Source organism: Streptomyces collinus Tu 365 (assembly GCF_000444875.1).
Lineage (GTDB): Bacteria > Actinomycetota > Actinomycetes > Streptomycetales > Streptomycetaceae > Streptomyces > Streptomyces collinus_A.
Window position 1 is genome coordinate 2506090 of the sequence record NC_021985.1, and the last position, 25712, is coordinate 2531801.

Annotated in this window: 21 protein-coding genes; 10 read left to right on the forward strand and 11 right to left on the reverse strand. The window is 72.8% G+C overall.

Features of this window, described 5'->3' with window-relative positions:
- Positions 1-146 precede the first annotated feature (146 nt).
- The 4 genes from B446_RS10735 to ybaK all read left to right on the forward strand — a co-directional run bounded on the left by B446_RS10735 (position 147) and on the right by ybaK (position 4265).
- A complete protein-coding gene (locus B446_RS10735; protein ID WP_020939452.1) occupies positions 147-1724 on the forward strand; it encodes a hypothetical protein in 1578 nt (525 codons plus the stop codon).
- Between the two features lie 179 nt (positions 1725-1903).
- Positions 1904-2953 (forward strand): hypothetical protein, encoded by a 1050-nt coding sequence (locus B446_RS10740; RefSeq protein ID WP_020939453.1) that lies wholly within the window; start codon positions 1904-1906, stop codon positions 2951-2953.
- Positions 2954-2964: 11 nt separating this feature from the next.
- A complete protein-coding gene (locus B446_RS10745) occupies positions 2965-3705 on the forward strand; it encodes an LON peptidase substrate-binding domain-containing protein (RefSeq protein WP_020939454.1) in 741 nt (246 codons plus the stop codon).
- A 59-nt stretch (positions 3706-3764) separates the two neighbouring features.
- Entirely contained in the window at positions 3765-4265 is a 501-nt protein-coding gene (ybaK, locus tag B446_RS10750) for a Cys-tRNA(Pro) deacylase (protein ID WP_020939455.1), read from the forward strand.
- Positions 4266-5006: 741 nt separating this feature from the next.
- Here the strand turns inward: ybaK and B446_RS10755 are convergent.
- From B446_RS10755 to B446_RS10770, 4 genes are all read right to left on the reverse strand, one after another.
- Positions 5007-5666 (reverse strand): hypothetical protein, encoded by a 660-nt coding sequence (locus B446_RS10755; protein WP_020939456.1) that lies wholly within the window; start codon positions 5664-5666, stop codon positions 5007-5009.
- Between the two features lie 34 nt (positions 5667-5700).
- A complete protein-coding gene (locus B446_RS10760; protein ID WP_020939457.1) occupies positions 5701-6522 on the reverse strand; it encodes an ABC transporter permease in 822 nt (273 codons plus the stop codon).
- Positions 6523-6610: 88 nt separating this feature from the next.
- Entirely contained in the window at positions 6611-7624 is a 1014-nt protein-coding gene (locus tag B446_RS10765; protein ID WP_078614677.1) for an ABC transporter ATP-binding protein, read from the reverse strand.
- Between the two features lie 60 nt (positions 7625-7684).
- A complete protein-coding gene (locus B446_RS10770) occupies positions 7685-8911 on the reverse strand; it encodes an NYN domain-containing protein (RefSeq protein ID WP_020939459.1) in 1227 nt (408 codons plus the stop codon).
- Between the two features lie 225 nt (positions 8912-9136).
- On the opposite strand from B446_RS10770, the gene B446_RS39610 reads away from it, so the two are divergent.
- The gene (locus B446_RS39610) at positions 9137-9313 is read left to right on the forward strand and encodes a hypothetical protein (protein WP_020939460.1); all 177 of its coding nucleotides are present in this window, start codon (positions 9137-9139) and stop codon (positions 9311-9313) included.
- 100 nt (positions 9314-9413) lie between these two features.
- Here the strand turns inward: B446_RS39610 and dnaE are convergent, their stop codons facing one another.
- Positions 9414-12953 carry a DNA polymerase III subunit alpha gene (gene dnaE, locus B446_RS10775; RefSeq protein ID WP_020939461.1) on the reverse strand — a complete coding sequence of 1180 codons (3540 nt, stop codon included), beginning with the start codon at positions 12951-12953 and terminating at the stop codon, positions 9414-9416.
- A gap of 248 nt (positions 12954-13201) precedes the next feature.
- Between dnaE and B446_RS10780 the strand changes: the two genes are divergently transcribed.
- From B446_RS10780 to B446_RS10795, 4 genes are all read left to right on the forward strand, one after another.
- Complete coding sequence (locus B446_RS10780) at positions 13202-14527, forward strand: DUF2252 domain-containing protein (RefSeq protein ID WP_020939462.1); 1326 nt, start codon at positions 13202-13204, stop codon at positions 14525-14527.
- Between the two features lie 68 nt (positions 14528-14595).
- Positions 14596-15282, forward strand: a complete 687-nt coding sequence (locus tag B446_RS10785; RefSeq protein WP_043475280.1) for a hypothetical protein — start codon at positions 14596-14598, stop codon at positions 15280-15282.
- A gap of 66 nt (positions 15283-15348) precedes the next feature.
- Positions 15349-16167 carry a thioredoxin domain-containing protein gene (locus tag B446_RS10790; RefSeq protein WP_043477989.1) on the forward strand — a complete coding sequence of 273 codons (819 nt, stop codon included), beginning with the start codon at positions 15349-15351 and terminating at the stop codon, positions 16165-16167.
- Between the two features lie 90 nt (positions 16168-16257).
- The gene (locus B446_RS10795) at positions 16258-17928 is read left to right on the forward strand and encodes an alkaline phosphatase D family protein (RefSeq protein WP_043475283.1); all 1671 of its coding nucleotides are present in this window, start codon (positions 16258-16260) and stop codon (positions 17926-17928) included.
- A gap of 42 nt (positions 17929-17970) precedes the next feature.
- Here the strand turns inward: B446_RS10795 and B446_RS10800 are convergent, their stop codons facing one another.
- Positions 17971-18540: a dienelactone hydrolase family protein gene (locus B446_RS10800; RefSeq protein ID WP_020939466.1), complete on the reverse strand. Its 570-nt coding sequence runs from the start codon at positions 18538-18540 to the stop codon at positions 17971-17973.
- A gap of 106 nt (positions 18541-18646) precedes the next feature.
- On the opposite strand from B446_RS10800, the gene B446_RS10805 reads away from it, so the two are divergent.
- Complete coding sequence (locus tag B446_RS10805) at positions 18647-19753, forward strand: mechanosensitive ion channel family protein (protein ID WP_043475286.1); 1107 nt, start codon at positions 18647-18649, stop codon at positions 19751-19753.
- 88 nt (positions 19754-19841) lie between these two features.
- On the opposite strand, the gene B446_RS10810 is transcribed toward B446_RS10805, so the two are convergent.
- The 5 genes from B446_RS10810 to B446_RS40940 all read right to left on the reverse strand — a co-directional run bounded on the left by B446_RS10810 (position 19842) and on the right by B446_RS40940 (position 25320).
- Positions 19842-21428, reverse strand: a complete 1587-nt coding sequence (locus tag B446_RS10810) for a Na+/H+ antiporter (RefSeq protein ID WP_043475289.1) — start codon at positions 21426-21428, stop codon at positions 19842-19844.
- 86 nt (positions 21429-21514) lie between these two features.
- On the reverse strand, positions 21515-21982 hold the full coding sequence (locus tag B446_RS10815) for a GNAT family N-acetyltransferase (protein ID WP_020939469.1): 468 nt from the start codon (positions 21980-21982) through the stop codon (positions 21515-21517).
- On the reverse strand, positions 21979-22923 hold the full coding sequence (locus B446_RS10820) for an RluA family pseudouridine synthase (RefSeq protein WP_020939470.1): 945 nt from the start codon (positions 22921-22923) through the stop codon (positions 21979-21981). Before B446_RS10820 ends, B446_RS10815 begins: the two co-directional genes overlap by 4 nt.
- 69 nt (positions 22924-22992) lie before the next feature.
- Entirely contained in the window at positions 22993-23628 is a 636-nt protein-coding gene (gene lspA / locus B446_RS10825; protein ID WP_020939471.1) for a signal peptidase II, read from the reverse strand.
- 66 nt (positions 23629-23694) lie between these two features.
- Positions 23695-25320, reverse strand: coding sequence for a TraR/DksA family transcriptional regulator (locus B446_RS40940; protein WP_078614678.1), 1626 nt, complete (start codon positions 25318-25320; stop codon positions 23695-23697).
- Positions 25321-25712 lie beyond the last annotated feature (392 nt).

Sequence of the window (25712 nt, forward strand, 5' to 3'; positions counted from 1 at the left end):
CGTCCGCGCGTATCAATGGCTGATACAGAACGTGGCCGGAATTCGGAAGATCGCCTTCACCCCGGGTGTTCCGGGCGTCACACAACGGGCATGACCTGCTGTACGACGCAGGTGACTCACGAGTGGACAGGAAGAAGGACCGAGCGGTGACCGAGGGGGCCGGCCTCCACGCCGGGGACCTGCCGGACGACCTGACCGCGGCCGAGGCGGGCATGTGGCAGGCCTTCCGCAACGGCAGCGTGTACGACCTGAGCAGCGGGGACGCCGTCGTCGACGATCCGCACGGCGGGCATCCCTGGGGGCCCGAGCGGAGCGTCAGGGCGCGGATGGTGTGCTGGCTGCTGCTGGACGGGCCGCCCGCGCTCGCGGGCCGGGTGTCCTCGCTGAAGCTCGCCGGGGTGCGCGTGACCGGCACGCTGGACCTGGCGGGCGGCACGGTCACGCCGTACGTGGAGCTGCGCGGCTGCCGCTTCGACGACCAGGTGCTGCTGCCCGAGGCCCGGTTCACCACCCTGCGCCTGGTCGACTGCGCGGTGCCGCGCCTGGAGGCGGCCCGGGTGCACACCGAGGGCGATCTGCACCTGCCGCGCTGCCGGGTCCCGCTCGGGATCCGGCTCACCGACGCCCACATCGGCACGGACCTGCTGCTCAACCAGGCGATCGTGCACCAGGACCGCAGCGGCCGCTCGATCGCGGCGGACGGCATGACCGTGGGCCAGGACCTCCAGGCGGAGCTGCTGGAGTCGCACGGCGAGCTGAGCCTGCGCAGCGCCAAGGTGGGCGTCTCGCTGAGCCTGCGGGGAGCGAGACTGGCCAACCCCTACGCGCGCCTCGCCCTGAACGCCCCCCAGCTCACGGTGGAGCGCACCCTGTACCTGACCCCGGCCGGTGTGGGCAGCCCGCTGCTGAGTGGCACCACCCCCGCGCGCGGGACGCGGATCCAGCGGTTCGAGTGCCAGGGCGGGGTGCGGCTGGACGACGGGCGGTTCGGGGACGCCATCGACCTGGACCGGGCCCGGTTCGACCTGACCGACGACCAGGTGCTGTCGCTGCGCCGGGTGCAGACGCCGGAGCTGCGCTTCCTCGGGGACGCCCCGCAGCGGGGCCAGGTGCTGCTGTCCGGCGCGCGGGTGGTGAACCTGGTGGACCGCGCGGGCAGCTGGCCGGGCCCCGGCCGGCTGCACATGGGCGGCTTCGCCTACGAGAACCTGGTACCGCGCGGGCCGTTCCCGCTGGTCCGGCGCCTGGACTGGGTGACGGCCGCGACCGCCGAGTACAACCCGGAGCCGTACGAGCGGCTGGCCGCGGTGCTGCGGGCGGCCGGGGAGGACGAGGACGCCCGGGAGGTGCTGCTCGCCAAGCAGCGCCGGCGCCGCGAGACGCTGCCACCGGCCGCCAAGACCTGGGGGTACGTCCAGGACCTGGCGGTGGCGTACGGGTACCGGCCCGGTCGCGCCGCGGTGTGGATGGCGGTGCTGTGGGCGGCGGGCACGCTGCTCTTCGCGCACGCCGACCATCCGCCGGTGAACCCCGGCGGGCATCCGTCCTGGAGCCCCGCGCTGTTCACCCTCGACCTCCTGCTGCCGGTGGTGGACCTGGGCCAGGCCGGCCAGTGGGAGCTGCACGGGGGCTGGCAGTGGCTGGCGGCGGCGATGGTGATGGTGGGCTGGGTGCTGGCCACGACGGTGGCCGCCGGGGCGACCCGGCTGCTGCGCCGCGGCTGACACCGGGGCCGGTGGCTGCCATCGGGGGCCGGCGGCTGACGTCGGGGGCCGGCGTCCGGGGGCGGCCGTTGCCGGAGATTGGTTGAACAGTCACCTTTTACTCGCCCTTGACCACCGTGCGTACAACTTTCCATTACTTGCCCCGGCCCTCTGGCGCCGCCCCGACCAGCGGACTTTCAATGGTCGACACCATGGTTCTGCTGCCGGCGTTCCTCCGCCCCACCCGGACGACACGACGCGCCTCCCGCCCCGCCGCTTCGCCGGCCGGCTTCGAGGCCGTCCTGGACGCGCCCGACGAGCACCTCTCCCCCGCCCTGGTCGCGGCCGGGCGGGGCGAGTACGGCGCCGCCTCCGCCCTGCTCGCCGCCACCCGCGCGACGGCCGCCTGGGAGGACCGCGACCGGTTCGCCAGACGGCTCGCCTCCTTCGCCCGCTCGCGCCCCGAGTGGTTCGAGGAGTGGCGCGCGGACAGCCCGCACGACCCCGACGTGGCCCTCGTCGGCGCCCAGCTCGCGGTGGACCGGGCCTGGCCCTCGCCGGCCCGCGCCGAGCTGCTGCGCGAGGTCAGCCCGCTGATCACGGCCGCCGCCCGGGCCGACGACCGCGACCCGGTGCCGTGGCGGATCGCGCTGGACCACGCGCGCGGCTCCCGGGCCGGGCACCGGTACTTCGAGGAGCTGTGGGAGGCGGCGGTCCGGCGGGCCCCGCACCACTACGGGTGCCACGTGGCCGCCCTGCGCTACCTGGGCGCCTGCTGGCACGGCTCCCACTCGGCCTGCTTCGACTTCGCCGACCTGGCCGCGCAGGACGCCCCCGCCGGCTCCCTGGTGCAGGCGCTGCCGGCCCGCGCCGCCTTCGGCTACCTCGTCGACGGCTGCGGACCCGAGGTGCCGCGCGAGCGGCTGGAGGCGGCGGCCGACCGGGCCGTCGCGCTCTCCGGGCGCTTCCCGGCGGCCGTCCCCCGGCCCGCCGATTTCCGCAACAAGCTGCTCTACGTCCTGGTCCGGCTGGAACGCTGGGACGAGGCCCGCGCCCAGCTCCCCCTGATCGGCCCGTACGCCACCTCCTTCCCGTGGGACCGGTTCTCGGACGACCCTCTGGGCCACTTCCTGCGGCTGCGCGACGCGCTCCTCGCGGAGGCGCCCGGACCCGTGCTCGGCGAGCTCGTCGCGGCGCCTCCGCGACCGCGAACCGAGCACCGTCGCCGGGCCGCCGTCCACGACCATTAGGCTGGGGCGCCGTGACCATCGCCCGCCTGCCCCTCTTCCCGCTGAACTCGGCGCTGTTCCCCGGGCTCGTGCTGCCCCTGAACATCTTCGAGGAGCGGTATCGCGCCATGATGCGCGAACTGCTGAAGACCCCCGAGGACGAACCGCGCCGGTTCGCCGTCGTGGCGATCCGCGACGGCCACGAGGTGGCACCGGCCGCCCCCGGCATGCCGGACCAGACCGCGCGGCCCGAGCGCGGCCCGGCCGCCGGCTTCGGCCCCGACCCGCTGAAGTCCTTCCACGGGGTGGGCTGCATCGCGGACGCGGCGACCGTCCGGGAGCGCGCCGACGGCACCTTCGAGGTCCTGGCCACCGGCACCACGCGGGTGCGGCTGCTGTCCGTGGACGCCTCGGGCCCGTTCCTGACCGCCGAGCTGGAGGAGCTCACGGAGGACCCGGGCGAGGAGGCGGGCGCCCTGGCGGAGGGCGTGCTGCGCGCGTTCCGCCAGTACCAGAAGCGCCTCGCGGGCGCCCGCGAGCGCTCGCTCAGCACCGGCGCGGAGCTTCCGGACGACCCCTCGGTGGTGTCCTACCTGGTGGCGGCGGCGATGGTGCTGGACACCCCGACGAAGCAGCGGCTGCTGCAGGCGCCGGACACCGCCTCCCGGCTGCGCGACGAGCTGAAACTCCTTCGCTCCGAGACGTCCATCATCCGTAGTCTGCCGTCGCTGCCCGCGTTCGAGCTGACGCGGACGCCGACCAGCCAGAACTGAGCGCACGCGCGCGCCCGCACCGGGCGCGTGCTCCGAGCGAACCGAGGCCGACGCACCCGATGGCGAAGAAGTCCAAGAAGCAGCAGTCCGGCGGCACGCCCGCCACGGTGGCCCTGACGGCGGCGGGCGTGGCGTACACGGTCCACTCCTACGACCACGACCCCTCCCACCCGTCCTACGGGGAGGAGGCGGCCGAGGCGATGGGCGTCTCCCCCGACCGCGTCTTCAAGACCCTGGTGGCCGACGTGGACGGCACCCTGACCGTCGCGGTGGTGCCGGTCTCGGGCTCGCTGGACCTGAAGGCGCTGGCCGCCGCGGTGGGCGGCAAGCGGGCCACCATGGCCGACCCCACGCTCGCCGAACGCACCACCGGCTACGTGCGCGGCGGCATCTCCCCGCTGGGCCAGCGCAAGCGGCTCCCCACGGTCCTGGACGACTCGGCCACGGCCCACCCGACGATCTGCGTCTCGGCGGGACGCAGGGGCCTTGAGGTCGAACTGACACCCGCAGACCTGGCAAAACTGACCGCCGCCGTACTGGCCCCTGTGGGCCGTGGCTGAGCGGCCGGGGGCCGGAACGTCCGACCTGGGCACGGCGCCCGGCCGAGGCTGAGGCGCCGGCCAGGGGCAGGGCGTCGGCCGGGGCTGAGCCGCCCCGGGGCCGCGGCGGCCGACCTGGGCACGGCGCCCGGCCGAGGTTAGGGGCCGGGCAAGGGCAGGCGTAGGCCGGGGCTGAGCCGCCCCGGGGCCGGGGCGACCGACCGGGGCACGGCGCCCGACTCAGGCGCGGGGGCCGACCCCGGACGCGGGGGCCGACCCAGGCACGGGGGCCGACCGGGGGCAGGGCTGAGCGTCGGCCTCGGCCAAGGCTGAGGGCCCCCGGAGTGCGGCGGCCGACATGGGCAGCGGCGACCCGCCGAGACTCGGGGACCGGCCGGGGCGCGGGGCCGGCCAGGGCAGGCCGGCCGCGTCGGCCGGGGCCGAGCAGCGCGGGGCCGGGACGCCGACCTGGGCACGGTGCCCGGCCGGGGAACGGGGACCGACCGGGGCGCGGGGCCGGCCAGGGCAGGCCGGCCGCGTCGGCCAGGGCCGAGCAGCGCGGGGCCGGGACGCCGATCTGGGCACGGTGCCCGGCCGGGGACCGGGGACCGATCGAGGCGCGGGGGCCGACCGGGGCAGGGCGGGCGGCCGCGTCGGCCAGGGCTGAGCGGACACGGGGCGCAGCGCCGGCCCGAGCACGGCACCAACCAGAGCCCGGCGCCGGCAAGAGCGCGGCGCCGGACCGAGCGCTGTGCCGGCCGGTCAGCCGGCGTGGGGTGGCGTCTGGACGCCGGTGTAGGGGACCTCGGGGTCTCGGGGGCCGAACAGGGCGGTGAGTCCCAGATGGACCAGCAGCCCGGCCAGCGGCCAGGCGAGCAGCGCGCCCTTCGCGCCCAGCTTGAGCGGGGCGGAGAAGGTGACCCCCTTGCCGACCGCCCTCGCGTGGGCGATCACGTCGGACGTGGGGCCCAGCCACACGCCCAGACGCCACGCCAGCACGGCCCCGAGCAGACCGCCGAGCCCGAGCGCGACCACCAGCGGCACGCCCCCGCGCCGCCGCAGCAGGAACACCACGGCCGCGCTGACCGCGCCGAAGGCCAGGCTCAGCAGCGTGAACGTGCCGTCCACACCGATCGCCTGCTCGCCCTCGGTGTCCTTGAGGTAGACCACCCAGCTCTTGTCGACCTGGTCCCCGACCAACGGCACGTGCGGCGCCAGCCACCACCACAGCAGGCCCAGCAGCACCCCGCTCAGCGCCACGGCGAGCGTGATCAGGACGGCCTCGCGCACTTCTGTCTTCATACCGGGGCCGTCCTGTTCGTACGGGCCCGCGACCGGCGCCCCGGCGGGCGGCGGGGCCTGCCGGACCTGATGCGGGGAGTCGTCGTGCGGCGGCGGTGGCGGAGTCAGCGGTGCGGTCACCCTGACATCGTGCCAGGTCGTGCTGTGGGCCGCGTCACCGGACGGCGGCCCGGCGGTAGGCCCAGGTGGCGACGGCCAGCGAGACCACCCCGACACCCGCGCACACCGCCAGGTCGACGAGGACGACCGCCCAGTCGGGGTGTGCCCCGAAGGTCCGGGCGTACGCCTCCACACCGTAGGTCGACGGCAGCAGGTCCCGGGCCAGCCGGATCGGCTCCGGCATCCGGTCGGCCGGCAGCACGCCCAGCAGCAGCGCCGCCGACATGCCGAGCTGCCCGAGCAGCGTGGCCAGCTCGGGGCGCGGCGCCAGCAACCCGCAGGCGGCGCCGAGCCCGGAGAGGGCGGCTCCGGCGAGCGGGATCACGGCCAGCAGGATCCACAGGTTGGACAGCGGCAGCCCGAACAGCGCGCACCCGAAGACGGCCGTCACCAGGGTCCCCGGCACGGTGAAGGAGGCGTAGGCGGCAGCCGCGCCCAGCACCACCGCCGCGGGCGGCACGGGCAGCGTGGCGTAGTGGTCGAGGCCGCCGCTGGCCCGCAGCTGCCCGAAGTACTGCGACAGCAGGTTCAGCGCGACGTACGCGACGACGAGCACCGAGGAGCCCGCCACCACGGACTGCGCCTCGCCGCCGCTGTCGACGACACCGCGCATCATCACGGCGATGCCGACGGACTGGAAGGTCGCCACGAACAGCAGCGGGATGCGCGCCACCCGGGCGCGGGACAGCTGGGCCCGGTACACGGCCACCAGGGACGGCCACAGCCGCGCGGGCGGCCCGAGCTCGGCCGCGCGCCGGGCCGGTTCCGGCACCGTCCGGGCCCCGCCCGGCAGAATCTCCGCGGGTACGACACTCACGACGCCCTGCTCCTCTTCCCTACGGCGGCCCGGCCGCCGTCCCACAGGGACCATACGGGTGCGAAGTCCACCGCGCTCACGTCCGCCTTCACGCCTTCACCAGCCCCTGCCGCGCCGCCCCGCCCAGGGCCAGGTACACGTCCTCCAGGCTGGGTGTGGCGAGCGTGAAGTCGTCCAGGGCGGCGAACGCGGCTCCGCCGGTGACGGTGGCGACGGCGGCCCTGGCCTCCTCGGGGGCGAGCCGGAGCGTCCAGCGGCGCCCGGACTCCGCCGCCCGCTCGCGCAGCACGGCGACCTCCGGCACCTCCAGGGGTGCCCGCTCCCGCCAGACCAGCTCCACCCGCACCTCTCCGGCGACCTGTTCCTTCAGGCCGGCCGGGGTGTCGCAGGCGATGACCCGCCCCTGGTCCAGGACCGCCACCCGGTCGAGGACCGTCTCGGCCTCGATGACGTTGTGCGTGACCAGCAGCACGGTCGTGCCGTGCTCGGCCCGCCGCCGGTCCACGGCCGCCCACACCGCACGCCGGGCCACCGGGTCCATGCCGGTGGTCGGCTCGTCGAGGACCAGCAGTGGCCGCTCGCCGACGAGGGCGGCGGCGAAGCAGGCGAGGCGCCGCTGGCCGCCGGACAGCTTCTTCAGCGCCCGCCCGGCGAGCGGGGTGAGCCCCAGTTCCTCCAGTACGGCGTCCCGCTCGGCCCGCGCCCGCCGTACGTCCAGGCCGCGCAGGCGCCCGGTGGTCTCGGCGGCGAGGGCGACGGTCAGCTCGTCCAGGGCGGAGGACTCCTGCCCCAGGTAGGCGAGGAGCCGTGCGGCCCGCTCGGGGTGCCGGACGATGTCGTGCCCGAGGATCTCGACACTGCCGGTGTCCGGCCGCAGCAGGCCGGTGAGCTGCCTGACGAGGGTGGACTTGCCGGCGCCGTTCGGGCCGAGCAGCCCGAAGATCTCCCCGGACCGTACGTCCAGGTCCACGGCGTCGGTGGCCCGCACCTCGGGCGTGGCAGGCACCCCGCGCCGGCCCTTCACGGGCGGATAGGTCTTGCCGAGCCCGCGCACGCGTAGGACCTCGTCATGCCGAAGTGCCGGTGCCGCGCGCGTACTCACAAGGGACGAGACTACGGGGTCCGCGCCCTTTACTCGCCTTTGGGGGCGGCCACGCGGATCTCAGTCGGCGGCGGGCGCGTGCTGTTCCGCGGCCGCCGGCACGTCGACCTCACGCCAGAAGCCCGCCCGGATGGCGTAACGGTCGTGCTCGTCGATCTGGTCGTCCTTGTGGGCGAGCAGCCCGAAGCGGGCCGCGTACCGCAGCAGCTCGCCGTCGATGCGGTGCGGGATGCGCGGGTACATCGTGGACAGCCGCTGCACATGGGTCTGGTCGCCGAGCCGGGCCGTCCACCGGCGGGCGAAGACCTGTCCCACCTCGTAGGGGTCGCCGCCGACGGTGGTGATGTCCTCCTCCCGGTCGGCCCACCGCTGCTCGGCGGTGGTCAGCTGGGCCAGTGTGGGCATCGAGGCGATCTCGGGCGGTTCGGCGACGGTGCCCGGCCGGTCCACCCAGCCTTTGTCGGAGGACCAGCGCAGGGTCGCGGTGGTCGGGTGCTGCGCGGCGGCCTGCGGCGCCCCGGGGGCGCGCAGCGCGGCGAGGTCCTTGGGGGTGGGGACGCCCTTGGCGGCGGGGACCCGCTCCTGGACGCCGTTCTCCCGCCCGGCGGCCGGGGCGTGGCCGCCCTCCTCGGCGGGGTGGTCGCCCGCGGGTGCCGGGGCGGACTCGGGCAGGGGGGCGGAGAGGATCGCGGCGATCTCGGGCCGGGGCGCCGGCTGCGGGGCGCAGACGCCGGTCAGCTCCTTGGCGCGGACCGCCTGGGTGATCCAGGCCCGGTCCAGCACGCGCCGCTCGTCGGCCTCGGCGACCAGGTCCTCGGACTGGTTGTAGTCACCGTCGGCGGCCTGCACGGCCCACAGGTGGACGGCGACGCCGTGTTCCTTGGCGGCCATCATGCCGGGCAGCAGGTCGCCGTCGCCGGTGACGAGGACGACGTCCGAGCAGGCGCGGTTGCGGGCCAGTTCGGTCAGCTCGGCGTGCATGGCGGCGTCCACGCCCTTCTGCGCCCAGCGTCCGTCGCTGCGGGTGAGGGCGCCGAGGCGGACGGTGACGCGGGGCATGACACGCAGCCGGCGATGCTCCGGCTGGGGGACCCGGTCGGGGGCGCCGTCGAACCAGTAGATGCGCAGCAGCGGGCGCTCGGTCTCGGCCTCCGCGCGCTCGCGCAGCCCCTGGATCAGCGCCGCGTGGTCGACGGTGATGCGGGACCGGGAGGGCTCGCCGGCGAGGAGGCTGGCGGCGGCACCCAGCAGATATCCGGCGTCCACCAGGACGATGCAGCGGTCCACGCGACTCACCCTCTTCCCGGGAGGTTTTGCTTCGGACTTCCTTCGAGTCTGCCCGACCCCGCGGGGGTTAACGGCCCGAACTCGATCTTCGGCGTGGCGTTTGCGGCTCCCGCGCGCCCACCACCCCTGTCACACACGGTAATTATCCGACATGCGCGCGTTGTCGGCATATGTGAATCTGAAGCCGGCCCTGGCCCCTAGATCCCCTTCAGGAGGCAGATCACCATGGCCAAGAACAAGAACCGCAAGCAGTCCGGCCCCCAGAACCGCGCTCCGCAGAGCGAGCACGGCCAGGAGCGCGCGCAGCGACCGGCGGAGGACCACGAGTCCTCGATGGCGCACGTGCCGGGCAGCCCGTCGGATGTTGCTCGTAAGAAGCAGAAGAGCTTCGGCCACAACTAAAGAGGGCTCCGCCAAGGAGCTCCGCGCACCGGGCAGTTGCCGCCCGGGCACGCAGAAGGGGCGCATCCCTGCCGGGTGCGCCCCTTCTCGCCGCATCGGCTCAGCCGGCCAGGCAGGACGGGCCGAGCAGCACCTTCAGGTCGCCGAACAGTGCCGGGTCGGGCTTGACGCGGTGCCGGTCGAGGCGGAGCACGGTGGTCTTGCGGGGGCCCTGGAGCTTGATGCGGACCTCGCTGTCGCCCTTGTGGTGGCTGAGGATCTCGCCGAGGCGGCTGACCATGGGCGGGGTGACCCGGGTGGCCGGGATGGTGAGGATCACGGGCGCGTTGGTGCCGGCGTTGGAGAGGTCGGGGACCATGAGCTCCATGGCGACGAGCCGCGGCACGTCCTCCCGCTTGTCGAGGCGGCCCTTGACGAACACCACCGCGTCCTCGACGAGTTGGGTGGAGATGAGCTGGTAGGTCGCCGGGAAGAACATGCACTCGATGGAGCCGGCGAGGTCCTCGACGGTCGCGATCGCCCAGGCGTTGCCCTGCTTGGTCATCTTGCGCTGGAGACCGGAGATGATGCCGCCGATGGTGACGACCGCGCCGTCGGCGTGCTCGCCGCCGGTGAGCTGGGAGATGCCCGCGTCGGCCTTGTCGGCGAGGACGTGCTCCAGGCCGAAGAGCGGGTGGTCGGAGACGTAGAGACCGAGCATCTCCCGCTCCTGGGCGAGCAGATAGGTCTTGTCCCACTCGTCCGTGGTGAACTCCACGTCGAGTCCGAAGCCGGGCTCGCTGCCGGTGTCCTCGCCCATGCCGCCGAAGAGGTCGAACTGCCCCTCGGCCTCCTTGCGCTTGACCGCGACGACGTTGTCGATCATCGGCTCGTACTGGGCGGTGAGTCCCTTGCGGGTGTGGCCCATCTCGTCGAAGGCGCCGGCCTTGATCAGTGATTCCGTGGTGCGCTTGTTGCAGACGACGGCGTCGACCTTGTCGAGGTAGTCGGGGAAGGAGGCGTACTTCCCCTTGGCCTTGCGGCACTTGATGATCGACTCGACGACGTTGGTGCCGACGTTGCGCACGGCGGAGAGGCCGAAGAGGATCACGTCGTCGCCCTGGGCGGCGAAGTTGGACTCGGACTCGTTCACGTTCGGCGGGAGCACCTTGATGCCCATGCGGCGGCACTCGTTGAGGTAGACCGCGGACTTGTCCTTGTCGTCCTTGACGGAGGTCAGCAGGGCGGCCATGTACTCGGCGGGGTAGTTCGCCTTGAGGTAGGCGGTCCAGTAGGAGACCAGGCCGTACGCGGCGGAGTGCGCCTTGTTGAACGCGTAGCCGGCGAACGGGACCAGCACGTCCCACAGGGCCTGGATGGCCTCGTCGCTGTATCCCTTCTTGCGCGCGCCCGCCTGGAAGAGCACGAAGTTCTTCGCCAGTTCCTCGGGCTTCTTCTTGCCCATCACGCGGCGCAGGATGTCGGCCTCGCCGAGCGAGTAGCCCGCGATGATCTGGGCGGCCTTCTGCACCTGCTCCTGGTAGACGATCAGGCCGTAGGTGACGGCGAGGACCTCTTCCAGGGGCTCCGCCAGCTCCTTGTGGATCGGGGTGATCTCCTGGAGCTTGTTCTTGCGCAGCGCGTAGTTGGTGTGCGAGTCCATGCCCATCGGGCCCGGACGGTAGAGCGCGGAGACGGCGGAGATGTCCTCGAAGTTGTCGGGCTTCATCAGCCGCAGCAGCGAGCGCATGGGGCCGCCGTCGAACTGGAAGACGCCGAGGGTGTCGCCGCGCTGGAGGAGCTCGAAGGTCTTGGGGTCGTCGAGCGGCAGGGACAGCAGGTCGATGTCGAGGCCCTTGTTGGCCTTCACCATCTTGACCGCGTCGTCCATGATCGTGAGGTTGCGCAGGCCCAGGAAGTCCATCTTCAGCAGGCCGAGCGACTCGCAGCTCGGATAGTCCCACTGGGTGATGGTCACGCCGTCGGTGTGCCTGACCCAGACCGGGACGTGCTCGGTGATGGTCTCGCTGGACATGATCACGCCGGCGGCGTGCACGCCCATCTGGCGGACCAGGCCCTCCACGCCCTTGGCGGTGTCGATGACCTTCTTCACGTCCGGCTCGTTCTCGTACATCCCGCGGATCTCGCCCGCCTCGCCGTAGCGCGGGTGCGAGGGGTCGGTGATGCCGTTGAGGTCGATGCCCTTGCCGAGGACGTCGGCGGGCATCGCCTTGGTGAGCCGGTCGCCCATGGCGTACGGGTAGCCCAGGACGCGCGCGGAGTCCTTGATCGCGTTCTTGGCCTTGATCTTGCCGTAGGTGCCGATCATGGCGACCTTGTCGGCGCCGTACTTCTCGGTCACGTAGCGGATCACCTCGACGCGCCGGCGCTCGTCGAAGTCGATGTCGACATCGGGCATGGAGACGCGCTCGGGGTTGAGGAAGCGCTCGAAGATCAGGCCGTGCGGGATCGGGTCCAGGTCGGTGATGCCCATGGCGTAGGCGACGATCGAGCCGGCCGCGGAGCCTCGGCCGGGGCCGACCGCGATGCCGTTGTTCTTGGCCCACATGATGAAGTCGGCGACCACGAGGAAGTAACCCGGGAACCCCATCTGGATGATGACGTCCATCTCGTAGTCGGCCTGCTTCTGCCGGTCCTCGGGGATGCCGCCCGGGAAGCGGCGCTCCATGCCGCGGCGGACCTCCTCCTTGAACCAGGTCACCTCGGTGTAGCCGTCGGGGATGTCGAACTTCGGCATGAGGTTCTTGGCCTCGAACATGCCGGTGGTGTCGACCATCTCGGCCACCAGGAGCGTGTTGGCGCAGCCCTCCTGCCAGGCGTCCGAGGAGTCGATGGCGTACATCTCGTCCGTGGACTTCAGGTAGTAGCCGGTGCCGTCGAACTTGAAGCGGTCCGGGTCGGAGAGGTTCTTGCCGGTCTGGATGCACAGCAGGGCGTCGTGGGCGCCCGCCTCGTGCGCGTACGTGTAGTGCGAGTCGTTGGTGACCAGCGGCGGGATGCCGAGCTTCCTGCCGATCTCCAGCAAGCCGTCGCGGACCCGGCGCTCGATCTCGATGCCGTGGTCCATCAGCTCCAGGAAGTACCGGTCCTTGCCGAAGATGTCCTGGTAGTCGGCGGCCGCCTTGAGGGCCTCGTCGAAGTGGCCGAGGCGGAGCCGGGTCTGCACCTCGCCGGAGGGACAGCCGGTGGAGGCGACGATGCCCTCGGACCACTGGGAGATGGTCTCCTTGTCCATCCGGGGCCACTTCTGCAGCCAGCCCTCGGCGTAGGCGTCGGAGGAGAGCCGGAAGAGGTTGTGCAGTCCGGTACGGTTCACCGCCCACATCGTCTTGTGGGTGTAACCGCCGGAACCGGAGATGTCGTCCCGCTTCTGGTGGGGCTGGCCCCAGAGGATCTTGCGCTTGTTGCGCCGGGACTCGGGGGCGACGTACGCCTCGATCCCGATGATCGGGGTGACTCCGGCCTTCTTCGCGCTGTGGAAGAAGTCGTACGCCCCGTGGAGGTTGCCGTGGTCGGACATGGCGATGTGCGTCATGCCCATCTCGTTGCAGGCCTCGAACATGTCCTTGAGCCGCGCGGCACCGTCCAGCAGCGAGTACTGGGTGTGGACGTGCAGGTGCGTGAAGGGCGGCTTCGACACGGTTTCGGCCTCCAAGGAAAACGGGCGGCGACGATCTTCCGACCGGCTGCGGACCGACTGCGGACAGTCTGGGGGACAGCGTCGAAGTCTATGCCCCGGCACTGACACACGCGGGCCTCGTCCCCGTACCTTCATGCGGGAACCGGGCACTCCCGCGTGGCGTCGCCCGTTGGAGACGGCGGAAGCGCTGTCGTACCCGTACACCTACGTTCATGCACCACCCGTCCTGTACCAGGAGGCACCCCGCGATGTCGGTCCCCCAGCTCAACGACGAGCAGCGCGGCGAGGAGATCCTCGCCGTCTTCGACACCGCCTTCGGCCGGCTCCTCGCCGCCGACCCGGCCGCGTTCCGGGTGAAGTTCCGGAAGATGGCCGCCTCGGCCTTCGCGTTCTACCGGGGGACGGCCGCGCTCTTCTACCACGACGTCGACGCCGAGAAGCGCGGCGGGCCCTACCTGGACGACCGCACCTCGCGCGTGTGGATCCACGGCGACCTGCACGCCGAGAACTTCGGCACCTACATGGACTCCAACGGGCGCCTGGTCTTCAACGTCAACGACTTCGACGAGGCCTACGTCGGCCCCTTCACCTGGGACCTCAAGCGCTTCTCGGCCTCCGTCGCGCTGATCGGCTACGCGAAGGCGCTCAGTGACGAGCAGATCACCGAGCTGGTGACGATCTACGCGGCCGCCTACCGCGAGCGGATCCACGCCCTCGCCACGGGCGCCAAGAGCGACGAGGTCCCGCCGTTCACCCTGGACACGGCCGACGGCCCGCTGCTGGGCGCCCTGCGCGCCGCCCGCTCGCTGACCCGCTTCGAGCTGCTGGACTCGATGACCGAGATCCGCGACTTCGAGCGCCGCTTCGCCCCGGGCGGCGGCTCCATCGAGCTGGACGCGGCGACCCGCTACAAGGTGCTGGCCGCCTTCGACGGCTACCTGGAGACGCTCCCGGACGCCTCGCTGGCCCGCCCCGACTCCTACCGGGTGAAGGACGTCGTGGGCCGCCGGGGCATCGGCATCGGGTCGGCCGGCCTGCCCTCGTACAACATCCTCCTGGAGGGCTCCAGCGACGCCCTGGAGAACGATGTCGTGATCTACATCAAGCAGGCCCAGACCCCGGCCGTCTCCCGGCACATCACGGACCCGGCGATCGCCGGGTACTTCCAGCACGAGGGGCACCGCACGGTGATCTCCCAGCGCGCCCTCCAGGCGCACGCCGACCCGTGGCTGGGGTGGACCGAGCTGGACGGCGCGGGCCAGCTGGTCGCCGAGGTCTCGCCGTACGCCGTCGACCTGGACTGGAACGACATCGACGACCCGGAGGAGATCGCGGCCGTCGTCGCCGACCTGGGCCGGGCCACGGCCACGATGCACGCGGCGGCGGACGACACCTCCGGCGAGTCGCTGGTGCCGTTCTCCACCGAGCGGGCCATCGACGCGGCCCTCGCCGCCGACGAGGAGGGCTTCGGTCCCCTGCTGGTGGACTTCGCGCACCGCTACGGCGCACGCGCGCGTGCCGACCACCAGATCTTCGTCGACCTGTTCCGCAACGGCCGGATCCCGGGGCTGTAACCTCCGCCCTTTCACAGGCACCCTTTAGGGGTCCCTTACCCGCGCACGTGACAGACTCTTCTCTCGCTATGGACATATCCGGGACCCACCTCAGAGCCGTGCGCGCGGCGCTGTTCACGGCCGTGGCCGTGACGCTCAGCACCGCGTCGCACGTCCTGCTGTCGCGGGCCCCGCTGCCGGTGGCGACCGTGGCCGCGGTCGCCGCCGGGGTGTTCCTGACCGCGTACGCGCTGGCGGGCCGCGAGCGCGGTTTCGGCCGCATCGCGGCGCTGCTGGTCCCGCTGGAGCTGGCCGCCGACACCGTGTTCACCACCGGCCAGCACGCCTGCTACGGCAGGGCGGGCGGTCCGGTCGCCGGACCGCTGCGCGCCTTCGGCTTCGACGTGCTGTGCCAGGGCGGTGCCGTCGGCGCCCCGCTGGCCCAGGTCACCGGCGGCCACGGCGGCCCGGACGAACTGCTCGCGCACGCCGAGCCGGCCGCCGCCTGGCTGCTGCTCGCCGCGCACGTGGGCGTGGGCCTGCTGGCCGCCGCCTGGCTGCGCCGGGGCGAGCGCGCCCTGGTACAGCTGCTGCGCGCGGTCACCGCCACCACCTTCCGGCCGCTGTCGCTCGCGGTGGCGGCCGCCCGGTCCGTGCGGCTCTCGCCGGTCCGCCGGCTGCCGAACCCCTCGCCCCGGCCGGCCACCGCCCTCGACCGGCTCCTGGTGCACTCCCTGGGACGGCGTGGACCGCCGTGCTTCTCGGCTCTCGGCTGAGCACGACAAGTCCCCCACACGTATCCCGCGTACGGCATGTGCGCGTCCCATCTGGAGATCACCACCATGAGCAAGCGGAACACCCAGTCGGCGAAGACGGCGGCCCGGGAGCGGCTGCGCCAGGAGCGCGAGCGGCAGGCCAAGCGCGACAAGGCGAGGCGGCAGCTGATCGTGGCCGGTTCGGTCGTGGCCGTGCTGGCCGCGGCCGGCGGCATCGGCTACGCGGTCGTGCAGATGAACAAGCCCGGCCACTGGGACGGCCTGAAGGACGCCTCCGTCGTCGCCCCGGCCAACACCACGGGCACGAAGGGCACCACCGTCGTCCTCGGCAAGGACAGCGCCAAGAAGACCCTGAAGGTCTACGAGGACCCGCGCTGCCCGGTGTGCGCCCAGTTCGAGCAGACGGTCGACTCGACGGTGAAGAAGGACCTGGACGACGGCAAGTTCAAGATCCAGTATATCGGTGCCACCTTCATCGACAACCACGACAACGGCGAGGGCTCCAAGAACGCGCTGAGCGCCCTCGGCGCGGCGCTCGACGTCAGCCCCGAGGCGTTCCTCGAGTACAAGACGGCGCTGTACTCCGCCAAGTGGCACCCGGACGAGCAGGCCGACAAGTTCAAGGACGACAGCTACCTCGTCAAGGTCGCCGACACCGTCCCCGCGCTCAAGGGCAACGCCAAGTTCCAGGACGCGGTCAAGAAGGGCACCTACGACGCCTGGGCGATGGCCATGTCGAAGACCTTCGACGACAACAAGGACGGGGTGAGCGGCACCCCGAGCTTCGTGATGGACGGCAAGAAGCTGACCGCCGACAGCCAGGGCAACCCGCCCATGTCGGTGGCCGACTTCGACCGGGTGGTGGACGCGGCCCTCAAGGGCTGACCCCGCTCGGTGACGAGCCCGGTGTGAAGAGTGGGCGAACTTCCGAAGTTCGCCTACTCTCGCGCATACCGATCAGTAACCTGATCGGTCGTGACCAGTCGATACAGATCTTCCGAGGCCCACCAGGCCCTCAACTCCCTCTCCCCTCGCCGCCGTACGGTCGTCAAGGCCGCGGCGGCGACGGCTGTGCTGGCCGGCCCGCTCGCCGCCACCCTCCCGGCGCGCGCGGCCGACCAGGCCCCCGCCTTCCTGCACGGTGTCGCCTCCGGCGACCCGCTGCCCGACGGTGTCCTGCTGTGGACCCGGGTGACCCCCGTCCCCGAGGCCCTGCCCGGCTCCGGCGTCGGCCCGGACACCGAGGTGAGCTGGACCGTCGCCCGGGACAAGGCGTTCACCAGCATCGTCGCCAAGGGCTCCACCACGGCGACGGCCGCAACCGACCACACCGTCAAAGCGGACATCCGCGGCCTGGCACCGGCCACGGACTACTGGTTCCGGTTCTCGGCGGGCGGCACCGACTCCCCGGCGGCGCGCACCCGCACCGCGCCGGCCGCGGACGCCGCCGTCGCCGGTCTGCGCTTCGGCGTGGTCTCCTGCGCCAACTGGGAGGCGGGCTACTTCTCCGCCTACCGCCACCTCGCGGCCCGCAACGACCTGGACGCGTGGCTGCACCTGGGCGACTACATCTACGAGTACAAGTCGGGCGAGTACGCGGCCCGCGGCACCGTGGTCCGTCCGCACTCCCCCGCGAACGAGATCCTCACCCTCGCCGACTACCGGATCCGGCACGCGAAGTACAAGACCGACCCCGACCTCCAGGCGCTGCACGTGAAGGCGCCGGTCATCGCGATATGGGACGACCACGAGTTCGCCGACAACGCCTGGTCGGGCGGCGCGGTCAACCACACCGAGGGCGCCGAGGGCACCTGGACCGCCCGGCAGGCCGCTGCCAAGCAGGCCTACTTCGAGTGGATGCCGGTCCGCCCCGCCATCGCCGGCACCACCTACCGCCGGCTGCGCTTCGGCAAGCTCGCCGACCTCTCCCTGCTGGACCTGCGCTCCTTCCGCTCCCAGCAGGCCTCGACGGCCAGCGGCTCGGTGGACGACCCGAACCGTACGATCACCGGCCGTGCCCAGCTCGACTGGCTGAAGGCGAACCTGTCGGCCTCCGACACCAGGTGGCGGCTGGTCGGCAACTCGGTGATGATCTCGCCGTTCTCCTTCGGCTCGCTCTCCGCCGACCTGTTCAAGCCGCTCGCCAAACTGCTCGGGCTGCCGCAGGAGGGCATCGCCGCCAACACCGACCAGTGGGACGGCTACACCGACGACCGCCGCGAGCTGCTCGACCACCTGCGCTCCAACGCCATCGGCAACACCGTCTTCCTGACCGGTGACATCCACATGGCGTGGGCCAACGACGTGCCGGTGGACGCGGGCACCTACCCGCTGTCGGCCTCGGCGGCCACCGAGTTCGTGGTCACCTCGGTGACCTCCGACAACCTCGACGACATCGTGAAGGTGCCCGAGGGCACCGTCTCGGCGGTCGCCGCTCCGGTCATCAAGGCCGCCAACCGGCACGTCCACTGGGTGGACACCGACCGCCACGGCTACGGCGTCCTGGACATCACCGCGGACCGCACGCAGATGGACTACTACGTCCTGTCCGACCGCACGAACGCGAACGCCACCTCCGCCTGGGTCCGCTCCTACCGCACCCGCAGCGGCACGCAGAAGATCGAGCGCACCTACGACCCGGTGTGACCGCCCTCCGCAGGCCCGTGACCGCCTTCTAGCGGCCGCCTCCTAGAGGCTGTCGAGGAAGCCGAGCGCCACCCGCCAGGTGGCCTCGGCCGCCTCCTCGTCGTAGTCGGGCAGCGCGGGGTCGGTGTAGAGGTGGCCGGCCCCGGGGTACCGGTAGACCTCGACGTCCGCGCCCGCCCGGCCCATCTGCAGGTACCAGGCGCTCAGCCAGTCGTCCGTCTCGAACGGGTCGGGCTCCGCCACGTGCAGCTGCACCGGCAACTCGTCCACCCGGGCGTTCGGCGCGATGTCGGACGTGCCGTGCAGGAGCAGCAGGCCACGGGCCCGCTCGTCGCCGAGCGCGAGCGTCTGGGCGACGGAGGCGCCGAGCGAGAACCCGGCGTACACCAGCCCGCGCTCGGAGTAGGGCGCGGCAGCCAGCACGGCCCGCTTCAGCAGCTCGTCCTTGCCGGTCCGCTGCTCGAACTCCATGCCCTGCTCGACCGTGTCGAACGTGCGCCCCTCGAAGAGGTCCGGCGTCCACACCTCGTGGCCGGCCGCGCGCAGCCGGTCCGCGGCCGCGCGCACCGCGGGCCCGAGCCCGTACGTCGAGTGAAAGAGCATGATGTTCATGAGGCCATGGTGCCAGCCCGGTACGACGGGGCCGAACCGCGGCCGTACCCATCCGCGCCCGGAACTCACATGTTCATGAACCGCCGAGTCCGGTTAGGTGCGCAGGATGGAGAACGTACTCCGTCCTTTGATCGTGCTCGGCAGCACGGTGCTGCTCACCCTGGCCATCGGGTGGGCGACCGACCGGCTGCTGCGCAAGGCAGACGAACGAAATTCCGAGACACCGCTGTGGGGGCTGCTTCGGCGCGGCCGCATCCCGTACCAGCTCGTCCTGTGCGCCGCCATGCTCAGGGGTTCGTACGACCAGGCGAAACTCCTGGAGCGCCACCACGTGGGCATCGGCCAGGGGCTGACCCTGGTGCTGATCGGATCCGCCGCCTGGCTGGTGATCCGGATCGCCTCGGCGATCGTCGAGAGCTCCTACTCCCGCTACGCGCGGGTCCACCGGGACGCCGCCCGGGTGCGCAGGGTGCGCACCCAGGTGGAACTGATCATGCGGGTGGTCTCCGCGATCGTGATCGTGGTGGCCAGCGCCTCGATGCTGCTCACCTTCCCGGCGATGCGCGCGGCCGGTGCCTCGCTGCTGGCCTCCGCCGGCCTCCTCGGCATCGTCGCCGGTGTCGCCGCCCAGTCGACCCTGGCCAACATGTTCGCGGGACTCCAGATCGCCTTCGGCGACATGGTGCGCATCGGCGACACCGTGGTGGTGGACGGCGAGTGGGGCACGGTCGAGGAGATCACCCTGACCTTCCTGACGGTGCGGACCTGGGACGAGCGGCGGATCACCATGCCGGTGTCGTACTTCACCTCCAACCCCTTCGAGAACTGGTCGCGCGGCACTCCGCAGATGACGGGCATCGTCTACTGGCACCTGGACCACAGCGCGCCGATCGAGGCGATGCGCGAGAAGCTGCGCGACATCCTGCGCCAGTGCCCGGCCTGGGACGGCCGCGCCTACAGCCTCCAGGTGACGGACACGACCCCGAGCACCATCCAGGTGCGCGCCCTGGTCACCGCCAAGGACGCGGACGACATCTGGACCGTCCGGGTCGCCGTCCGCGAGCAGATGATCGGCTGGCTGTCCACGGAGCACCCCTACGCCCTGCCGCGGGTCAACACCTCCGAGGCGGTGCTCCCGCCGAGCCGTGTCCCGTCGCCCGACGGCGCGACCCTGCGCCGGGCCTACGAGTTCCCGCGCACCGGCCGCGGCTGAGCGGCCCCGCCCTCAGCGGTCCCGCCCGGCACCGGGCGGGACCGGCCGGTGCCGGGCGGCGGTCACGCCGTCCGGCGGCCCCGCCCGGTCAGCGCAGGCTGCGTACGTCCAGGTGGCGCAGGACCCGGTCCACGATCTCCGGGTCGGCCCCCGGCTCGCTCCGCGCCGCCAGCACCTCGTGCCGGGCGGCGCTGAGCATCTCGCCCTGGATCCGCCGCACCCGGCGCAGCCGCCGCGCCCGCTGCTGGTGCGCCTCCCGACGCTCCTCCTCGCCCATGTCCGGGCTGATCCGGATGCCGATGTCGAAGGCGCGCCGCAGCATCTGCTCGGACAGTTCCTCCGGCAGGTCCTCCACCTGCTCGATCTCCCGCAGCCTGCTCTTGGCCGCCTTCGCCGCCCGCCGGGCCAGTTCCTTCTCGAACTCCTTCTCCCGCTCGGAGTCGGCCTGCACCCCGAGCCGCTTCACCAGCCACGGCAGGGTCAGCCCCTGCAGCACCAGGGTGACGATGATCACTCCGAAGGCGATGAAGACGATCTCGTCGCGGTCGGGGAACGGCTTGCCCGCGCCCGTCTTCAGCGGGATGGCCAGCGCCAGCGCCACCGACGCCACTCCGCGCATCCCCGACCACCACATGATCACGGTCTCCCGCCAGCTCACCGGGATCTCCTCGTCGTAGTCCCGCCGGGCGTGCAGCCGCTGGGTCAGCCAGGTCGCGGGCAGCAGCCACAGCAGCCGGACCAGGACGACGACGCCGGCGGTCGCGGCGGCCCAGCCGAGCAGCTCGCCCCAGCGCCCGGACGCCGTCCTGATCGCGTTGTGCAGTTCGAGGCCGATCAGCCCGAAGGCGACGCCGGTGACGAGCGTGTCGATGATGTCCCAGAAGGTGTGGCCGGCGAGCCGGGTCATCACGTCGTCGGCGTCGGTGGCGTACTCGGAGAGGAAGAGCGCCGTGGTGAGCACGGCCAGCACGCCGGACCCGTGCAGCTCCTCCGCGAGCACGTAGGAGGCGTAGGGCACCAGCAGGGTCATGCCGATCTGCAGGGTGGGGTCGCCGAGGAGGTCCATCAGCCGGTTCGCGCCCCAGCCGAGCACCAGCCCGACCGCCACCGCGACCACGGCGGACAGCACCAGATCGAGCCCGGCGCGCCAGGCCGAGAACTCCCCGCTCACCACGGCGGCGATCGCCACGTGGTAGAGCACGATGGCGGTGACGTCGTTGAAGAGGCCCTCGCCCTCCAGGATCGACACCAGCCGGCGCGGCAGCCCGAGCTGTCCGGCGACGGCGGTGGCGGCGACCGGGTCGGGCGGGGCGATCAGCGCGCCCAGCGCGAGCGCGGCGGCGATCGGCAGCCCGGGCACGATCGTGTGGGCGACGGCCGCCACGCACAGCATCGTCACGAACACCAGGGCCACGGCCAGCAGGAAGATGGGCCGTTTGTTGGCGGCGAACTGCCGCCACGAGGTCCGGCGTACGGCGGCGTAGAGCAGGGGCGGCAGCAGGGCGGGCAGGATCAGCTCGGGCGGGATGTCCACGTTGGGAACGAAGTCGGCCACCGCCAGCGCCCCGCCGAGCAGCGTCATCAGCACCGGCGCGGGCAGCCCGAACCGGTCCCCGATCGGGACGCTGACCAGGGCCCCCAGCAGCAGCACGAACAACAGGGCCAACTGATCCACGGCCAGCGCTCCGAGGGTCGACGATCACACGGCAGGCCACCAGCCTGCCACGGCACCCGCCCGCCGGCCGTTCCGGGGGCCTCGGCTTACAGCACGCGCCGCATCGACCGGTGCGGGATCCCGGCGTCCAGGAACTCCGGGCCGTACGCCACGTAGCCCAGGCGCTCGTAGAAGCCCAGGGCCTGGGTCTGCGCGTGCAGGTCCACCGCGGTCAGGCCGTGCGCGCGGGCCGCCTCCTCGATGGCCCGCACCAGGGCCACGCCGATGCCCAGCCCGCGGGCCGCGCCGGCGACGGCGAGCCGCCCCAGCGAGCCCACCGACGCGTCCCCGCCGGTCTTGGCGGCGGCCACCTCGCCGAACAGCAGGCGCCCGGTGCCGAGCGGCTCGCCGTCCTCGCGGACCGCGAGGACATGGACGGCGACGGCGTCGTACGCGTCGTACTCGATGTCCTGCGGGACGCCCTGCTCGGCGACGAACACCTCCTTGCGGATCGCGAAGCAGGCCTCGCGGTCGGCGGGGTCCTCGGCGATCCGGACGGTGACGGGCGCGCTCACGCGTAGGTCTCCTCGCGTACCTGGTCGAGGGCCTTGCTCAGGTCCTCCGGGTAGTCGCTCCCGAACTCCACCCACTGGCCGTCGCCCGGGTGCTCGAAGCCGAGCCGGACGGCGTGCAGCCACTGGCGGGACAGGCGCAGCCGCTTGGCGAGGGTCGGGTCGGCGCCGTAGGTGAGGTCGCCCACGCAGGGGTGGCGGTGGGCGGACATGTGGACGCGGATCTGGTGGGTGCGGCCGGTCTCCAGCTTCACGTCGAGCAGGGAGGCGGAGCGGAAGGCCTCGATGAGGTCGTAGTGGGTCACCGAGGGCTTGCCCTCGGCCGTGACCGCCCACTTGTAGTCGTGGTGCGGGTGCCGGCCGATGGGGGCGTCGATCGTGCCGCTCGTCGGGTCCGGGTGGCCCTGGACGAGGGTGTGGTAGCGCTTGTCGACCGTGCGCTCCTTGAACTGGCGCTTGAGCGAGGTGTACGCCCGCTCCGACTTGGCGACCACCATCAGGCCGGAGGTGCCGACGTCCAGGCGGTGCACGATGCCCTGGCGCTCGGCGGCGCCCGAGGTGGAGATCCGGTACCCGGCGGCGGCGAGGCCGCCGATGACGGTCGGGCCGCTCCAGCCCGGCGAGGGGTGCGCGGCCACGCCGACCGGCTTGACGATCACGACCACGTCGTCGTCGTCGTGCACGATCTCCATGCCCTCGACCGGCTCGGCGACCACCTGCACGGGCGCGGGCGCCTGCGGCATCTCGACCTCGAGCCAGGCGCCTCCGTGCACCCGCTCCGACTTGCCGACCACCGCCCCGTCGACCTGGACCTTGCCGGCCGCGGCCAGGTCCGCCGCCTTGGTGCGGGAGAAGCCGAACATGCGGGAGATGGCGGCGTCGACGCGCTCGCCCTCCAGGCCGTCGGGCACGGGCAGGGTACGGATCTCGGGAATCGTGCTCACCCGTCGAGTATGCCGGACGGCCGCGACGGCCCCGCACGAGCCTGTGGACAACCGGGTACGACCCGGGGCTCAGTCCTTGTGGACGGTGCCGTCCGGGTCCAGGCCGCGGAAGGACAGCAGCACGATCAGGATGCCGCCGCAGACGATCGCCGAGTCGGCCAGGTTGAACACCGCGAAGCCCTTGGGCGCGATGAAGTCCACGACCTCGCCCTCGAAGATCCCGGGCGCCCGGAAGACGCGGTCGGTGAGGTTGCCGAGCGCGCCACCGAGCAGCAGGCCGAGCGCGATCGCCCAGGGGAAGCTGTAGAGCTTGCGCGCCAGGCGGATGATCACGACGATCACGGCGGCCGCGATCAGGGTGAAGATCACCGTGAAGGCCGCGCCGAAGCCGAAGGCCGCGCCGGGGTTGCGGATGGCGTGCAGCTCCAGCAGGTCGCCGACCAGCCGGATCGGCTCGCGGTGCTCCAGCTTCGCGACCACGAGCAGCTTGCTGATCAGGTCGAGGGCATAGGCGAAAGCGGCCACCGCGAACAGCACGGCGATCCTGCGCCCGCGTCCGGTCCGCCGCCCTGCCGGCGCCGCCGGCTCGCCCGCGCCGGACGGTCCGGACGCGCCCGGACCGTCGGGCGTCCCGGCGGCCGCCGCCCGCTCGCCGCCGTCGTCCGGGGTGTCCGGCGTACCGATGATGCGCTCCGCCTCTGCCACGTGAGTCCCTCAACCTAGGTGCCTGACTGAGACGAGACTACGGCACGGTCCGGCGGACCCCGGTGCTCAGGAGCGGCGTTCCTGCTTCTGCTTGCACTCGACGCAGAGTGTGGCCCTGGGGAAGGCCTGCATGCGGGCCTTGCCGATCGGGTTGCCGCAGTTCTCGCACAGGCCGTAGGTGCCCGCGTCGAGCCGTTCCAGGGCGTGCTCGTTCTGCGTCAGCATCTCGCGCGCGTTGGCGGCCAGCGCCATCTCGTGCTCGCGCGTGATGTTCTTGGTGCCGGTGTCGGCCTGGTCGTCGCCCGCGCCGTCGCCGGAGTCCCGCATCAGGCCCACGAGGGACGCCTCGGAGGTGCTGATCTCGTTCCGCAGCCGCTCCACCTCGGACTGGAGCTCGGCCCGGGCCTCGGTGACCTCCTCCGGGGTCCAGGGGTCCTCGCCGGGACGCACCGCCAGCTCGCCCGGCTCCACCGCGGCGAGCCGTGCCTTGGGAACGGCGCCCTGCTCCGCCGTGGCCGTGCCAGGAGTCTTCTTCGCAACCACTGTCGTGGCTCCCGTCTGCTTCGCGGCCCGCGCCGCGCCCGCTTTCTTGGCCGTGCTCTTCCGGGCCGCCCCCGCGGAGGCTTCCCCGGCGACCGCTTTCCCGGTGCCGTCCTTCTCGCCGCCCGCCTTCCCGGTGGCCGTCCTCTGCGCGGCCGTCCTCTTCGAGGCCGCCGTCTTCCCGGTGCCCGCCCTCCCGGCGGCCTTCGCCTCTCCCCCGGCCGCCCCCTCGGCCTTCTCGGCCGCCGTCTTCCTCGCGGCCGTCCTGGCCGCCGCCGTCCTCCGGGCGGCCGGCTTCGGAGCGGCCGAAGGACTCGTCCCCTCGGCGGCCGCCGCCTCCCCGGTGACCGCTCCTCCGGGGACCGCCTCCTCGGCGCCCGCCACACCGGTGGCCACCTCCTCGGCGCCCGCCTTCTTCGCCGCCGCCTTCTTGGCCGCCGACCCCACACCCGTCGCCTTCTTCGCCGTCGCCGTCTTGGCCGCCGTCTTCCCCGAGCCCGCCTTGCCTTCCGCAGCCGTCTCGGTCCCCGACTTCCCGGAGGCCACCCCGCCGTGCGCCGCCGTTCCGGTGCCCGCCTTGCCCTGCGCCGCCTTCCCCGCCGTCGCCGTCCCGGTCCCCGCCGTTCCGGTGCCCGCCCTGCCGTCCGTCGCCTTCCCCGCCGCCTTACCGGCCGTCGTCCTACCGGTGGCCGTCCTGCCGTGCGCCGCCTTCTCAGCCGTCGTCCTCTTCGATGCGGGCGTGGCCGTCGCCGGTTCCCCGGCCGCCGCCCGCTCGGCCGTCCCCGCCCGCTTGTCCGTCGGCTTCTCCGCCGTTCTCCCGCCCGGCCCCCTGCCGGTCGGGCCGGTCTTCGCGGCCCCCTCGACCGCAGTCTTCTTCCCGGCCCCGGCAGTACTACCCCGCTTCCGGCCGCTTTCCTCCCCGGGGGGCGCCCCACCCGGGGCGGTGCCCGGCCCTGCGCCGGAGGACTTGCCAGCCGGTCCCCGGACCGTCCGCAGCGGCTCGGCGCGGCCCGCCGTGGCGTCGTCCGCGTGCGTGCCCTTCCCGTGGCCGGTCCGCTTGCGCCCGCCCGGGGACGCGGCCGTACCGGGGGCGTCCGCACCCCGGGAGCGGCCGGTCGCCGGCTGCTGTACGGCGGTCTTCTTCGCCACCATGGCCGCGGCCCCTTCACATATTGTGATCTTGCACGCGAATCGTGCTGGGACGATAAATCGACTTGAGTCCCGCGGCAACGGGGCACACCGCCCGATTCGCCCGCCCGCACCCCCCGCGCAGCGGACCTGCATCCGTTGTGCCCCGCTCCCCGCCGGGTAATCCGGCAGGTCCGCCCGGCCGCGACGCCGGTCGCCGCGCCCGGCGCCATCCGGGTCACCCGGCCCGCTCCGGCCGGACGCCCGCGCGGGCCGCGAAAAGCGGTCGGCCGCTGTCCGCGCGGCGCCGTACACTGGGCGGAGCGAAAAGCGTGGATGGGGACGAGTAGCGACGTACGCAGCCCAGAGCGACCCGGGGACGGTGTGAGCCCGGGGGCGAGCGCGACGTGAAGATC